The sequence below is a fragment of the Nonomuraea sp. SBT364 genome (genome assembly GCF_001083785.1).
In the GTDB taxonomy this organism is placed as follows: Bacteria; Actinomycetota; Actinomycetes; order Streptosporangiales; family Streptosporangiaceae; genus Nonomuraea.
This window is the reverse complement of sequence record NZ_LAVL01000009.1, coordinates 1-13,669: the sequence shown is the minus strand read 5'-3', so window position 1 is coordinate 13,669 and position 13,669 is coordinate 1. Positions and strand designations below refer to the sequence as shown.

Sequence of the window (13,669 nt, the reverse complement as noted above, 5' to 3'; positions counted from 1 at the left end):
CCTTATTCAACAACAGTCACCACCGTGCCAGAGTTAGCTGTGTACACACTGTGAATCTGCTTCGCAGCCTCATGCCGGAAGTGAGCCCCACCGCTACGCGCGAGTAAAAACCGGCGTAAGGTAGGCGCCGATCAAGTGCGACCCGCTAGGAGCAGCTGCGCATGTCCCTCACCCCGGCCGGCTTCGCCCGCACGGCGGAGAAGGGGCTGGCGTGCCTGCGCTGGCGTGACGGCGCCTGGGTGGCGCCCGACCCCGCGGAACTTCGGCTCCTGCGCGGGCTGGAGATCGACTGGCCCGCCGCCGAGGTGCCGCTCGACGGGATCATGGAGCTCGCCGCCGCCGGGGTGCCGCTGACCGCCGCGCACGCGCCCGCCTGGGTCCCCGCCGGCCTCGCCACGCTGCTCACCGACCGCGACTGGCTCGCCCACGAGCCCGGCGGCGGCCTGCGCTGCCTGGCCGACCTGCGGAGGGAGGAGCACAGCGTACGGCTGCGCCGCCTGGCCCGCCCGGCCACGACGCCCAAGGTGAGCGTCGTCATGGCGACAAAGCGCCCGGCCCGGGTCGGCGAGGCCCTGGAGCGGATGGCCCGCCAGCGCGGCGTCGAGGTGGAGGTCGTGCTCGGCCTGCACGGGGTCACCCACGACGAGGTGCGCCCGGCGATCGAGTCCTGCCCGCTGCCCGTGGCCTGGGTGGAGGCCGGGACCGCGGTGCCGTTCGGCGAGGTGCTCAACCGGGCGGCGGCGCTGGCCGGCGGCGACCACCTGGCCAAGTGGGACGACGACGACTGGTACGGCCCCGACCACCTGGCCGACCTGGTCATGGCGGCCGCCTACTCCGGGGCCGACGTGGTGGGCACCGCGGGCGAGTTCTTCTACCTGGAGCCGCTCGACACCACGATCAGGCGCACCACGTTCGCCACCGGGGCGGCCTACCCGAGCGAGGTGTGGTCCGACCACGTGGCGGGCGGCACGATCACCGTTCCCCGGGCGACATTTCATGACCTGGGGGGCTTTCCCGCGCTGCCCCGGGCCGTGGACCGGGAGTTCCTCAAGGCCGCCCACGAGTCCGGCGCCCGCATCTACCGCACCCACGGCCTGGGCTACGTGCTGCGCCGCGGCCTCGGCGGCGGGCACACCTGGCAGCTTCCCCTCGGCCACTTCCTCAAGGTCGCCGCCAACCAGTGGCACGGCTTCCGCCCGAGCCTGCTCATGGAAGCCGCATGAGACTGCGCGGCAACGACTACCGCCCGCTGCGACCGCCCGCCGGCTACACACCCGAGCTGCGCGTCAGCGTGATCGTGCCCGCCTACGGCGGCCAGGACAAGCTCGACCTGACGCTCGCCGGGCTCGCCAGGCAGACCTACCCGGCCGAGCTGACCGAGGTCATCGTCGTCGACAACGGCACCACGCCGCCGCTGCGGCTGCCCGCCGAACGCCCGGCCGGCACCCGGCTCGTCCGCTGCGAGACCCCCGGCCGGGCCTGCGCCCGCAACGCCGGTCTCGCCGAGGCGACCGGCGACGTCATCCACTGGATCGACTCCGACGTGGTGCTCACCGCCGGCGCGCTCACCGCCCACATGCGCTGGCACCACGCCGCCCCCTACCTGGTGGTCTACGGCTACCTGCGCTTCAGCGAGGCCGCGCTGCCCGCTTCGCTGCCGGCCGACCCGGAGGCGTACTTCGAGCCCGCCGAGCCGCACGCCTGGATCGTCGACCTGGTCGAGCGCACCAACGGGCTGACCGACAACTCGCCGCGCCCGTTCAGCGTGCACGTGGGCGGCAACACCTCGGTCGGCGCCCGGCTGGTCGAGGCCGCCGGCCCGATGGACGACGAGCTGATCCTCGGCCAGGACACCGAGCTGGGCTACCGCCTGGCGCAGGCCGGCGCGGTGTTCGTGCCCGAGCCCGAGGCCCGCGGCTACCACCTCGGCCCCACCATGCGGATGCGCGACAAACCGCGCATCGACCGCGTCAGCCACGCGTTCGTGGCCGACCGCATCCCCGCCTACCGCTGGCTGCGCTCGCACCCGGGCCGCCAGTGGCTGGTCCCCGGGGTCGTGGCCGTGGTCGACGGCACCGCGCCGTACGAGGACGTGCGCGCCACCGTCGACGCGCTGCTCGCCGGCACCGTGAACGACGTGCGCGTGCACGTCGTGGGCCCGTGGGACGACCTGGAGCGCGACCGCCGGGCCCCGCTGAAGGACCCGCGCCTGGACCTGGTGCTGGTGCACGGCCACTACGAGCACGAGGGCCGGGTCGGCCTCGTCACCACCGGCGAGCCCGACCCCCGCGTGCCGTACGTGCTGCGCCTGCCGCCCGGCTGGGCGCCCGGCGAGGACTCCCTGGCCCGGCTCCTGGACGTGGCGCGTGAGGAGGAGTTCGGGCTGGTCAACGTGCTGCTCGCGGAGTCGGCCACGGGGATCGAGGCCGCCCGGCTGGAGCGCGTCGCGTACTTCTCCCGGGCCCGCCTGCTCGCCCGGCCGGGGGAGCGGCTCGACGACGTGGTCGACGAGGTGTCGGGCGTGGCGTGGGTCGAGGGCGAGGCGTACGGCTTCACCAGGGAGCCGCCCAAGCCTGCCGGGCGGCGTGCCGCCTACAACGCGAGGGTGGCGGCCGAGGCCGAGAGCGCACGGCTGGCCGCCGAGGCCGAGCGGCTGCGCGCCCAGATGACCAGGTGGCGTGAGGAGGCGGGCCGCTGGCGCAAGAGCGCCGTCGAACTGCGCCGCGAGGTCGGCACGCTGCGCCGCGAGAGCGGCGAGCTGCGCCGCCGGCTCGCCGCCGCCGCCCGCGCCCAGGAGAGCCTGCGCACGCTGCTGACGACCACGGTCAAACGCGCCCTGGGCAAGACCCCACGCCCCTGACCCACCGCCTCCGCCCGGAAGTGGCGGCGGCGCGTGGCGGACGGGCGTGGGTATCAGTTGGGGCGCAGGGCCGATTTCAGGCGGCCCAGCAGTGACTGCTCGGCGGCGTCCGGCGCGGCGGGGATGGTCACCGGGGCCGGTGGCCGTTCCGACGCCTGGGGCCAGTAACGCTCCGGGGAGACGTGCGCGATCCCGTGGGTCTCGCGGATGACCTCGTCGGGGTCGTCACCCGGCGCGGTGAGCAGCGCCGCGCGGGCCAGCGCCGAGGTGCGCTCCAGGCGGGCCGTGCGGCCGCCGGGCAGGTCCACGACCAGGACGCCCGTCAGGTCCTTCTGCGCCGTCTCGACCATCCGGTCCAGCGTCGCCCGGTGCAGCGGCACGTCCACCGGCCCGCGATAGCGGAAGGGCACCGGCGCGGGCGTCGGCGCCGCCTCGTCGATGAGCCTGACCCGTTCGTCGTGCGCGAACAGGTCGCGCATCAGCCGCAGCTCGAAGCACGGGTCGCCGAGCACCGGCCGCCGCCCGCCACCCAGCCGCGACCATGGGCCGACCAGCGTGACGACCACGTCCTGCAGCTTGCCGTCGAGCGCCGCCGACACCGCCCGCCGCACCACCGGCTCGGAGGTGTCGGTGACGTCCAGGACGATCTCCACGTACGGCACCAGCCAACGGCGGCCCCGGTCCTTGCGCAGGTCGCGGCGGAGCGGGACGCGGTGCGCCAGGTAGGGCTCGACGGCCCGTACGGCGCGCTCGCGGTCGCGGTGCTGGGCGGGCAGCCCCAGGTGCACCGCCCGCGCCTCCGGGTCGGGCACGAACACCACGCCCTGCATGGCCAGCCGGTAGGCGAACTCGGTGTCCTCGCCGCGCAGCACGTGGGGATCCAGGCCGCCGGCCGCGTGGAAGACGTCCCTGGGCAGGGCGAACGTCGGGCCGGTGCAGACATGGTAGGGATTGCGGCTCTTGCGCAGGCCGTCGGTCTTGGCGATCGTCGCCTCGGTGGAGCTCGGCACCGCCTGGTCCAGGTCGAACAGCTCGCCCAGATGGGCGGCCTTCATCACCTCACGGGCGCTCAGCGCCGGTGCCTCGACGAACTGCTTCATGCCGATCGTCACCAGGTAGTCGGTCACGTGATGCCAGCGGGCCAGCGCCTCGATGTGCTCGCGGCAGGTCACCATGTCGGCGTCGAGCCGCTGGATGATCTCGCCGTCGGCGGCGTTGGCGCCGGTGTTGACGGCGTTGGAGATGCCCCAGCCGGTGCGCGGGCGGACGATCCGCGTGTTGTCCGGGCGGATCTCCGGCAGGCTGATCGGCGGATCGCTGCCGTCGTCCACGACCAGGACCTCCATGAGGTGGCCGGGATAGGTCTGCGCCGCCAGCGCCGCGAGCGTCAGGTCCAGGTGCGGCCCGCCGTGCGCCGGTATCACCACGCTCACGGAAAGGGCGGGCGACCAGGCGCCGAGCTCCGGTGGCGTCAAGGCTGAATAGTCGTTCTGCGGCAAAGCAGGACGCGCGTTCATGGATGTGAACCCCCTGCTCCGACCCTAGCGGGGCATGCTGAGAATTTCCTGAATAATGGCGATGTCAGGCCCCGCGTCCACACGCTGGACGCGCCTCGGCCTCCACCCCGCGGACCCCGTACACTCGGTGGCCAACAGCGCAGGTAGGGAGAGACCAATGAGCAGGTCGTGGCGTGGCCTCATCGAGGAGTACCGAGAGCGTCTTCCGGTCACCACGAAGACGCCCGTCATCACGCTGCTCGAAGGCGGCACGCCGCTGGTGCCCGCGCACCGCGTCTCCGCCCTCACCGGCTGCGACGTCTTCCTCAAGGTCGAAGGCGCCAACCCGACGGGCAGCTTCAAGGACCGCGGCATGACCATGGCGATCAGCAAGGCCGTGGAAGAGGGCGCCAAGGCGGTCATCTGCGCCTCCACCGGCAACACCTCCGCCTCGGCCGCCGCTTACGCGGTGCGCGCCGGCCTCACGTGCGCCGTGCTGGTGCCGCGCGGCAAGATCGCGATGGGCAAGCTGGCCCAGGCGCTCGTCCACGGCGCCACGCTGCTGCAGGTCGAGGGGTCCTTCGACGACTGCCTGGAGATGACCCGCAAGCTGTCGTCCAACTACCCGATCGCCCTGGTCAACTCGGTCAACCCGTTCCGGCTCCAGGGCCAGAAGACCGCGGCGTTCGAGATCGTCGACACGCTCGGCGACGCGCCCGACATCCACTGCATCCCGGTGGGCAACGCGGGCAACATCTCCGCGTACTGGATGGGCTACCAGGAGTACGCCACCGACGGCGTGTCCACCAAGCGCCCCCGCATGTTCGGCTTCCAGGCCAGCGGCTCGGCGCCCATCGTCGACGGCGCGCCCGTCAGCCACCCGCACACCATCGCCACGGCCATCCGCATCGGCAACCCCGCCTCCTGGCAGCTCGCCACCGCGGCCCGTGACGAGTCCGGCGGAGCCATCCAGTCGGTCACCGACCGCCAGATCGCCGCCGCCTACAAGCTCCTGGCCCAGGAGGAGGGCGTCTTCGTCGAGCTCGCCTCGGCGGCCAGCGTCGCCGGTCTCCTCCAGGCCCACGCCCAGGGCCTCGTCGCCCCCGGCCAGCGGATCGTCTGCACGGTCACCGGCAACGGCCTCAAGGACCCCGACTGGGCCATCTCCGGTGCCCCCTCGCCGGTCACCATCCCCATCGACGTCCACGCCGCCGCCGCGGCCCTCGGCCTCGCCTGACCGTGCACCCACTCGCCCCGTCGACCCGACGGGGCCCGTGGCGTGCCTCAGGACGCCGGGCCGAGGCGAAACGACCGATTACCACAAAGGCCCCCCGAGCTCGCCGTGTGCGCGGGGGGCGATTGTGAGTGGCGGGGGCGTGCGAAAACCATGTCCGGAGAAGGAAGGCCGATGAATGAGGACCGTTGACATCCGCGTGCCGGCCACGTCGGCCAACCTGGGCCCCGGGTTCGACTCCCTGGGCCTGGCCCTGAGCCTGTACGACGACGTACAGGTCACCCTGGCCGGCGACGGGGCGCAGGTGACCGTCGAGGGCGAGGGCGCCGGTGAGGTCGACACCGGGGAGGGCCACCTGGTCGTCAGGGCGATGCGCAGGACGTTCGACCGGATGGGCGTGGCGCAGCCGGCCGGGATCCGCATGCGGTGCCGCAACAGCATCCCGCACGCCCGGGGCCTGGGCAGCTCGTCGGCGGCCGTGTGCGCGGGCATCCTCGCGGCCCGCGCCCTGGCGACGGGCGGGCAGGGCGGCGGGGCGCTGAGCGACGACGGCGTGCTGGCGCTGGCCACCGAGATGGAAGGGCACCCGGACAACGTCGCTCCGTGCCTGGCCGGGGGCCTGACCATCGCCTGGAGCGAGCACGGCGGCGCACCGCGTATGGTGAAGCTGGTTCCCGACGCGGGCGTCCGTCCTGTCGTGCTCGTTCCGGCGACGCGGCTGTCGACGGAGACCGCCCGGGGGCTGCTGCCGAAGGACGTGCCCCACAAGGACGCCTCCTTCAACGCCGGCCGGGCCGCGCTGCTGATCGCCGCGCTGACCCGGAGGCCCGAACGGGCGCTGCTGCTCGCCGCCACCGAAGACCGGCTCCACCAGCACTACCGCGCGCCTGCGATGCGGGAGAGCGCGGATCTGGTAGAACGTCTGCGTGCAGTGGGCGTGCCCGCGGTCGTTTCGGGAGCGGGTCCCACGGTCCTTGCGTTTTCGACCTCGGATTCGCAGGATTTGATCGCGCCAGAAGTGGGTAATGACTGGCACATCCAGCTAATGGACGTCGACCCCGGTGGTGCGACCGTTCAGTTCCCCGAGACACGCTGATGCCTCTTTAGACCTTCAGGGAATAGCCGTGTGCGCTGGTGATGTTAGGCTGGTAGCCGCACCAGATGCCCCCTTGTTGGGTGCGTGCTTGTCAGCCGTACATCGCTGCATCATGCTTCACGTCGCGAGGCGTGAGCAGCGCGGCTGTCTCCCCGGAATCCGTTGCCTCCGGTTGGCCCACACCCGGTTGGCCCGACGTGAGGTAGTGACGACGGGGAGCTGCGCGTTCGAATCACCTCGACATCTGGCTGGCGGTAGCAATCTCGGGGGTGTCATCCACGCGTCACGGCTATGTGACTGTGCGGAAGAACCCCTGGCCAAGAGTGGCGACCGTCCCCAGCGGCGGCCGAAGATCGCAAAGTGCACCCCGACCCGGTCTGTCCCGCCGGATCGCAAGCACCTCCGGGACGCCCGGCTGAACGAAACCGGCGCCCGACCCCTGGGAAGGACCTTTTAGTTGAGCGACACCACCGAACTCCTCTCCGACGCACCAGGCACATCTGCGGCGTCCGGCGACACCCCCACCCGCGCCGCGGCCAAGCCGCGTGCGCGTCGCTCCGGCACCGGCCTGTCCGCCAAGGTGCTGCCCGAGCTGCAGAAGATGGCCGCCGAACTGGGCATCAGCGGGACCGGGCGCATGCGGAAGAGCCAGCTCATCGCGGCCATCCAGGAGAAGCAGGGTGGCACGGGAGACGGCGCCCCCGCCCCGGCGGCCGAGGCGCCCGCCGCGGCTGACGCGGCCCCGGCCGCCGAGCGGCCCACCAGGACGCGCCGGGAACGTTCCCGTGCGAAGACTGCGGACGAGCCTGCCGTGCAGGCCCCCGAGCCGGCGGCCGCGGCCCCGGCCGCCGAGCCCGTCGCGGCTACGGCCGAGCCGATCACCGAGCAGCCCGTACAGCCCGTGCAGCCCGCCGAGGCGCCTCAGGGCGACTCGCGTGGCGAGCGCGGCGAGAGCCGTCGTGAGCGCCGCAGCCGCGGCGAGCGCCGTGACCGCGGTGACCGCTCCGGCAACGACCGCGGTGAGGGCGGCCGTGACGGTGGCCGCGACGGCGGCCGCGACACCCGTGACATCCGCGACACCCGCGACACCCGTGACGGACGCGATGGCGGCCGTGACGGTGGCCGTGACGGTCGTGACGGCGGTCGCGATGGTCGCGATGGCCGTGACGGGCGCGCCGACCAGCGTGTCGCCGACGCCGGCCGGGGTGACCAGCGTGACCAGCGCGGCGACCAGCGCGGTGGTGGCGACGACGACGAGCGCGGCCGTGGCCGGCGTGGCCGGTTCAGGGAGCGCAACCGTGGCCGTGGCCGCGACCGCTTCGACAGCAGCGAGCCCGTGATCGGCGACGACGACGTCCTGATCCCGATCGCCGGCATCCTCGACATCCTCGACAACTACGCGTTCGTCAGGACGAGCGGCTACCTGCCGGGCAGCAACGACGTCTACGTCTCGCTGGCCCAGATCCGCCGCAACGGCCTGCGCAAGGGCGACGTCATCACCGGCGCCGTCCGGCAGCCGCGTGAGGGCGAGCGGCGCGAGAAGTTCAACGCCCTGGTCCGCCTCGACACCGTCAACGGCATGGACCCGGAGCAGGCCCGCAACCGGCCCGACTTCAACAAGCTCACGCCTCTCTACCCGCAGGAGCGCCTGCGGCTGGAGACCGAGCACAACATCCTCACCACGCGGATCATCGACCTCGTGTCGCCGATCGGCAAGGGCCAGCGCGGCCTCATCGTCTCGCCGCCCAAGGCCGGCAAGACGATGGTGCTGCAGTCGATCGCCAACGCGATCACCCGCAACAACCCCGAGTGCCACCTGATGGTCGTGCTCGTGGACGAGCGGCCCGAAGAGGTCACCGACATGCAGCGGTCGGTCAAGGGCGAGGTCATCCACTCGACCTTCGACCGTCCGGCCGAGGACCACACCACGGTCGCCGAGCTCGCCATCGAGCGCGCCAAGCGCCTGGTGGAGCTGGGTCACGACGTGGTCGTCCTGCTCGACTCGATCACCCGGCTCGGCCGCGCCTACAACCTGGCGGCCCCGGCCTCCGGGCGCATCCTGTCGGGTGGTGTCGACTCCACGGCCCTCTACCCGCCCAAGCGCTTCTTCGGCGCCGCCCGCAACATCGAGAACGGCGGCTCGCTGACGATCCTCGCCACGGCCCTGGTCGAGACCGGGTCCAAGATGGACGAGGTCATCTTCGAGGAGTTCAAGGGCACCGGCAACATGGAGCTCAAGCTCAACCGCTCCCTGGCCGACAAGCGCATCTTCCCCGCGGTGGACGTCGACGCGTCCGGCACCCGTAAGGAAGAGATCCTCATGGGCAAGGACGAGCTCCAGATCGTCTGGAAGCTGCGCCGGGTGCTGCACGCGCTCGACATGCAGCAGGCGCTGGAGCTGCTCCTGGAGAAGATGAAGGAGACCAAGTCCAACGCGGAGTTCCTGCTCCAGGTCCAGAAGACGACCGTGAGCAACGACCGCGACTAGGCACGTACGACAGAAGCGGCGGGAGGTCCTCCCGCCGCTTCTTCGCGTTCTAGCGGACGTCCACGAGCCGCTGTGGTGACAGCGCCGCGCGGGTGCCGGCGGTGCCGAGCGACCGGACGCGGTAGTAGCCGTCCTTCCTGGCCCTGAAGGTGCGGGTGTACTTGCCCGAGGAGTTCGTCGTGGCGTACGCGACGAGCTTGTACGTCTTGGTGCCCTTGACCTTGAAGTAGATCCGCAGCTTCTTGCCCTTGTACGGCTTGGCCCCCCGGTACGCCTTGCCGTACACCCTGAAGCTCTTGCCCCGCTTGACCTTCTTGGCGGTGCCGATCGTGACCCGGGCCGTGGCCTTCTTGCTGACGCCGGCCGCCGGAGCCTCGACCGTGAACGGGACGACGCCCTTGAGCGCCTCGCCGCCGCGGGTGGCGTACACCTCCAGCGTCCACGCGCCGGGCGCGGTGTCGTCGCTGAAGTACGTGGAGCCGCGGTGATAGCCGTCGGGCTCCAGGGCCATGACGCCGAGGTCGTAGAACTTCCTGGTGCCGTCGCTGCGCAGTTTGGCCGTCACCGTGCCCGAGCCCTTGACCGCGGCCTCGACCTTGACCTCCACGTCCTTGCCCTTGACGAGCCTGACGGGGTCCGGGGTGACGTTCGCGTCCGTGATGCGCTGCTTGCCGGCGACCCTGACGGTGAACGCGTTGTCGCGGGGCGCGTCGCGCGTGACGGTGACGTTCAGCTTCCAGTCGCCCGGCGGGTCGTTCGTGCCGATGGCCCAGCGGCCGGTGACGACGGTCGCGCCGGGCTTGAGGTCGAACGTGACGGGCCGTTCGGCCTTGCCCGGCGCCGTGATGCCCCCCGTCACGCGCTTGACCGTCTCCGGGTCCCTGAGCTTCAGCGTCGCGGTGACTCCCGTCTCCCCCTGGAGCGGGACGTACGCGCCGGCCCAGGCGGCTCCCGTGAAGTCCGGCTGCTTGGTGTCCTGGGCGGTGGCGGCCGGACCCCCGAACAGAATGGCGGCCCCCGTGGCGGTCGCGATCAGCGACCGCACCGTGCTTCTCATCCGATGAGTGACCCTTCGGTGGTAAAAGTGATGGTTTGTGCGGGGGAGCCTAATGTGGCCCCTGCGGCGCTGCCATAAGGATCGGGGAATGGCCGGTGGCCCGGGCTGGTTGAACCATCTGGCACACTGGTAGCCGACCGATTTTCGCGGTACCGGTTCCCGCCATGAGTTCACTGGCGACCCGGCGACCGCACCCCGAAAGGACAGCCATGAAGTCCGAGATCCACCCCGACTATCACGTGACCCAGGTCACCTGCACCTGCGGTAACACGTTCACCACCCGCAGCACCGCCAAGAACGGCGTCATCCACGCCGACGTGTGCTCCGCCTGCCACCCGTTCTACACGGGCAAGCAGAAGATCCTCGACACGGGCGGCCGCGTGGCGCGCTTCGAGAAGCGCTTCGGCAAGAAGGCCTCGGGCAAGTAGCTTCAGCGACGCCGGCTCCGACGCACCGCGTGCGCCGGGCCGGCGTTTCTTGGTGCACGGCCCGCCCACCCGCACGACGAAGGACCCACGGTGAATCTCGACGAGTTGCTCAAGGAGTATTCCGAGCTGGAGATGCAGCTCGCCGACCCCGCCGTGCACGCCGACCAGGGCAGGGCCCGCACGCTCGGCAAGCGTTACGCGCAGCTCACCCCGATCGTCGGCACCTACCGCGAGCTGGAGACGGCCCGCGACGACCTGACGGCCGCCAAGGAGCTGGCCCGCGAGGACGAGGCGTTCGCCGACGAGGCGACCGAGATCGAGGCGCGCATCCCCCAGCTGGAGGAGCGGCTCAAACACCTGCTGATCCCGCGTGATCCCAACGATGACAAGGACATCATCATGGAGATCAAGGCGGGCGAGGGCGGTGAGGAGTCCGCGCTGTTCGCCGGCGACCTGCTGCGCATGTACCTGCGCTACGCCGAGCGGATCGGCTGGAAGGCCGAGATCATCGACAGCCAGCCGTCCGACCTGGGCGGCTACAAGGACGTCACCGTCGCGATCAAGGCCAAGGGCGACGACGGCGTGTGGTCCAGGCTCAAGTTCGAGGGCGGGGTGCACCGCGTGCAGCGGGTGCCCGTCACCGAGTCGCAGGGCCGCATCCACACCAGCGCCGCGGGCGTGCTGATCTACCCCGAGGCCGAGGACGTCGAGATCCAGGTCGACCCCAACGACCTGCGCATCGACGTCTACCGGTCCAGCGGCCCCGGCGGCCAGAGCGTCAACACGACCGACTCCGCCGTGCGCATCACCCACCTGCCCACCGGCGTGGTCGTCTCCTGCCAGAACGAGAAGAGCCAGCTGCAGAACAAGGAGTCGGCGATGCGCATCCTGCGCGCCCGGCTGCTGGCCATCGCCCAGGAGGAGGCCGACGCCGCCGCGCAGGCCGAGCGCAAGTCGCAGGTGCGCACCGTCGACCGCTCCGAGCGGATCCGCACCTACAACTTCCCGGAAAACCGCATCTCCGACCACCGCGTCGGCTTCAAGGCGTATAACCTCGACCAGGTTCTCGACGGAGAGCTGAACGCCGTCACCCAGGCCCTCATCGACGCCGAAATGGCGGAGAAGCTCGCACAACACTCATGACATTCCTGCTGGACGAGATCGCCCTCGCCACCGCGCGGCTGGCAGAGGCGGGTGTGCCGTCCCCGCGCACCGACGCGGAGGAGATCGCGGCGTTCGTCCACGGCGTGCGCAGGAGCGAGCTGCACACCGTCAAGGACGCCGACTTCGACGCGCTGTTCTGGGAGGGCGTCGCCCGGCGTGAGGCCCGTGAGCCGCTCCAGCACATCACCGGCCACGCCTACTTCCGCTACCTGGAGCTCGACGTCGGCCCCGGCGTGTTCGTACCGAGGCCCGAGACCGAGGTCATGGCCGGGTGGGCGATCGAGACGCTGCGCGCCATGGACGTCACCGCCCCGCTCGTCGTCGACCTCGGCACCGGCTCGGGCGCCATCGCGCTGTCCATCGCCCAGGAGGTCGCCCTGGCCGAGGTGCACGCCGTCGAGGTCGACCCGCGGGCCTACAGCTGGGCCAAGCGCAACATCACCGAGCACGGGCAGGGCCGCACCCACCTGCACCCGGACGACCTCGCCGAAGCGCTGCCCGAGCTCAACGGCAAGGTGGACCTGGTCATCTCCAACCCGCCCTACATCCCGCCCGGCGCCATCCCGCGCGACCCCGAGGTGCGCGACTACGACCCCGCCCGCGCCCTCTACGGCACCGGCGACGACGGCCTCGGCGAGGTGCGGGCCGTCGAGCGCACCGCCCGGCGGCTGCTGCGCCCCGGCGGCTGGGTCGCCGTCGAGCACGCCGACGAGCAGGGGCGGTCGGTCTACCTCACGTTCCCCGAGGACAACGGCTGGCGCGACGTACGACTGCGCCAGGACCTGACTCGCAGGGACCGCTTCGTCACCGCCCGACTCGGCCAGGACTAGGATGCACGCCGTGGGAAGACGCTTTGACTGCACCGACGCCGACCAGCGGGCCGAGGGCCTGCGGGAGGCCGCCGCCGCCGTCGGCCGCGGCGAGCTCGTCGTGCTGCCGACCGACACGGTCTACGGCATCGGCGCCGACGCCTTCACGGCCGCGGCCGTCACCGCGCTGCTCGACGCCAAGGGGCGCGGGCGCGACATGCCGCCGCCCGTCCTCGTCGGCACCGTACGGGCCGCCAGCGCGCTCGTCGAGGACCTCGGCCCCTACGGCCAGGACCTGATCGACGCGTTCTGGCCGGGGCCGCTGACGCTCGTCTGCAAGGCCAACCGGTCCCTGTCGTGGGACCTCGGCGACACCAAGGGCACCGTCGCGGTGCGCATGCCGCTCCACCCGGTGGCGCTCGACCTGCTCAAGGAGACCGGCCCGATGGCCGTCTCCTCCGCCAACCGCTCCGGCTCCCCGGCCGCCGTCACGGCGGCGGAGGCCGAGGAGCAGCTCGGCGAATCGGTCGCGGTCTACCTCGACGGCGGCAAGACCACCGACAGCACCGCCTCCACCATCCTCGACCTCACCACCGCCGTCCCCCGCCTCCTGCGCCGCGGCACCATCCCGGTCGAGAAGCTGCGGGGCATCATCGGGTACGTCGCCACCGACGACTGAGGTATACCGTCTGGCTATCCCGGCTGCGCCGGGCGGTGCCGCATGCCTACGGTGAAGCCCGGAGCTGCGACGTCCGGGAGTGACCCATGGGCAAGTTCGACGGCATGGATCCCAAGCTGGTCCGTGACCTGCTGGCCGAGACGGAGCGGGCCACGGCCGAGCTGCGCCGCGTCGAGGCCCGGGTCACGCAGATCATGTCGACGGCCGGGCTCTCCACGCAGACCACCCACCGCCCCGTCCAGGTCGCCGACGCCGCCGACCGGATGGTCAAGGACGTCAAGGCCCGGCTGGTGGTGCTGGAGAAGCGCATCGACGCGCCCAAGTCCTCCCTCCCGGCCGTGGACGATCCCCCCAAACC

The 13,669-nt window shown here is 71.8% G+C and carries 12 protein-coding genes; 10 read left to right on the top strand and 2 right to left on the bottom strand.

The features are described from left to right. Window positions 1–161: 161 nt before the first annotated feature. Window positions 162–1,223, top strand: a complete 1,062-nt coding sequence (locus ADY59_RS06750) for a glycosyltransferase family 2 protein (RefSeq protein WP_049559044.1) — start codon at window positions 162–164, stop codon at window positions 1,221–1,223. Continuing rightward, window positions 1,220–2,860: a glycosyltransferase family 2 protein gene (locus ADY59_RS06745; protein ID WP_049559042.1), complete on the top strand. Its 1,641-nt coding sequence runs from the start codon at window positions 1,220–1,222 to the stop codon at window positions 2,858–2,860. The genes ADY59_RS06750 and ADY59_RS06745 overlap by 4 nt, the downstream gene beginning before the upstream one ends. Before the next feature lie 53 nt (window positions 2,861–2,913). Here ADY59_RS06745 and ADY59_RS06740 read toward each other — a convergent pair whose 3' ends face one another. Then, window positions 2,914–4,335 carry a glycosyltransferase gene (locus tag ADY59_RS06740; protein WP_231618578.1) on the bottom strand — a complete coding sequence of 474 codons (1,422 nt, stop codon included), beginning with the start codon at window positions 4,333–4,335 and terminating at the stop codon, window positions 2,914–2,916. Window positions 4,336–4,534: 199 nt separating this feature from the next. Between ADY59_RS06740 and thrC the strand changes: the two genes are divergently transcribed. The 3 genes from thrC (at window position 4,535) to rho (ending at window position 9,174) form a co-directional block, all read left to right on the top strand. Then, a complete protein-coding gene (gene thrC / locus ADY59_RS06735) occupies window positions 4,535–5,593 on the top strand; it encodes a threonine synthase (RefSeq protein ID WP_049559037.1) in 1,059 nt (352 codons plus the stop codon). Window positions 5,594–5,768: 175 nt separating this feature from the next. Next, window positions 5,769–6,686: a homoserine kinase gene (gene thrB, locus ADY59_RS06730; RefSeq protein WP_049559034.1), complete on the top strand. Its 918-nt coding sequence runs from the start codon at window positions 5,769–5,771 to the stop codon at window positions 6,684–6,686. A gap of 457 nt (window positions 6,687–7,143) precedes the next feature. Further along, entirely contained in the window at window positions 7,144–9,174 is a 2,031-nt protein-coding gene (rho, locus tag ADY59_RS06725) for a transcription termination factor Rho (RefSeq protein WP_049559032.1), read from the top strand. 49 nt (window positions 9,175–9,223) lie between these two features. Here the strand turns inward: rho and ADY59_RS06720 are convergent, their stop codons facing one another. Next, window positions 9,224–10,231 carry a hypothetical protein gene (locus ADY59_RS06720; RefSeq protein ID WP_156325347.1) on the bottom strand — a complete coding sequence of 336 codons (1,008 nt, stop codon included), beginning with the start codon at window positions 10,229–10,231 and terminating at the stop codon, window positions 9,224–9,226. Between the two features lie 209 nt (window positions 10,232–10,440). Between ADY59_RS06720 and rpmE the strand changes: the two genes are divergently transcribed. From rpmE to ADY59_RS06695, 5 genes are all read left to right on the top strand, one after another. Further along, a complete protein-coding gene (rpmE, locus tag ADY59_RS06715; protein WP_049559027.1) occupies window positions 10,441–10,659 on the top strand; it encodes a 50S ribosomal protein L31 in 219 nt (72 codons plus the stop codon). 90 nt (window positions 10,660–10,749) lie between these two features. Further along, entirely contained in the window at window positions 10,750–11,802 is a 1,053-nt protein-coding gene (prfA, locus tag ADY59_RS06710; RefSeq protein WP_063780585.1) for a peptide chain release factor 1, read from the top strand. After that, window positions 11,799–12,653, top strand: coding sequence for a peptide chain release factor N(5)-glutamine methyltransferase (prmC, locus tag ADY59_RS06705; protein WP_049559024.1), 855 nt, complete (start codon window positions 11,799–11,801; stop codon window positions 12,651–12,653). The genes prfA and prmC overlap by 4 nt, the downstream gene beginning before the upstream one ends. Window positions 12,654–12,663: 10 nt before the next feature. Further along, a complete protein-coding gene (locus tag ADY59_RS06700; RefSeq protein WP_049559251.1) occupies window positions 12,664–13,311 on the top strand; it encodes an L-threonylcarbamoyladenylate synthase in 648 nt (215 codons plus the stop codon). 86 nt (window positions 13,312–13,397) lie between these two features. Continuing rightward, window positions 13,398–13,669: hypothetical protein (locus ADY59_RS06695; RefSeq protein ID WP_049559021.1), on the top strand; the 272-nt coding region annotated here is incomplete at its 3' end.

Excerpts from the sequence above, each read along its gene's own strand:
- thrC (WP_049559037.1), top strand. The coding sequence starts at position 4,535 with ATGAGCAGGTCGTGGCGTGGCCTCATCGAGGAGTACCGAGAGCGTCTT.
- thrB (WP_049559034.1), top strand. The coding sequence starts at position 5,769 with ATGAGGACCGTTGACATCCGCGTGCCGGCCACGTCGGCCAACCTGGGC.
- ADY59_RS06745 (WP_049559042.1), top strand. The coding sequence starts at position 1,220 with ATGAGACTGCGCGGCAACGACTACCGCCCGCTGCGACCGCCCGCCGGC.
- ADY59_RS06720 (WP_156325347.1), bottom strand. The coding sequence starts at position 10,231 with ATGAGAAGCACGGTGCGGTCGCTGATCGCGACCGCCACGGGGGCCGCC.
- ADY59_RS06750 (WP_049559044.1), top strand. The coding sequence starts at position 162 with ATGTCCCTCACCCCGGCCGGCTTCGCCCGCACGGCGGAGAAGGGGCTG.
- rpmE (WP_049559027.1), top strand. The coding sequence starts at position 10,441 with ATGAAGTCCGAGATCCACCCCGACTATCACGTGACCCAGGTCACCTGC.
- prmC (WP_049559024.1), top strand. The coding sequence starts at position 11,799 with ATGACATTCCTGCTGGACGAGATCGCCCTCGCCACCGCGCGGCTGGCA.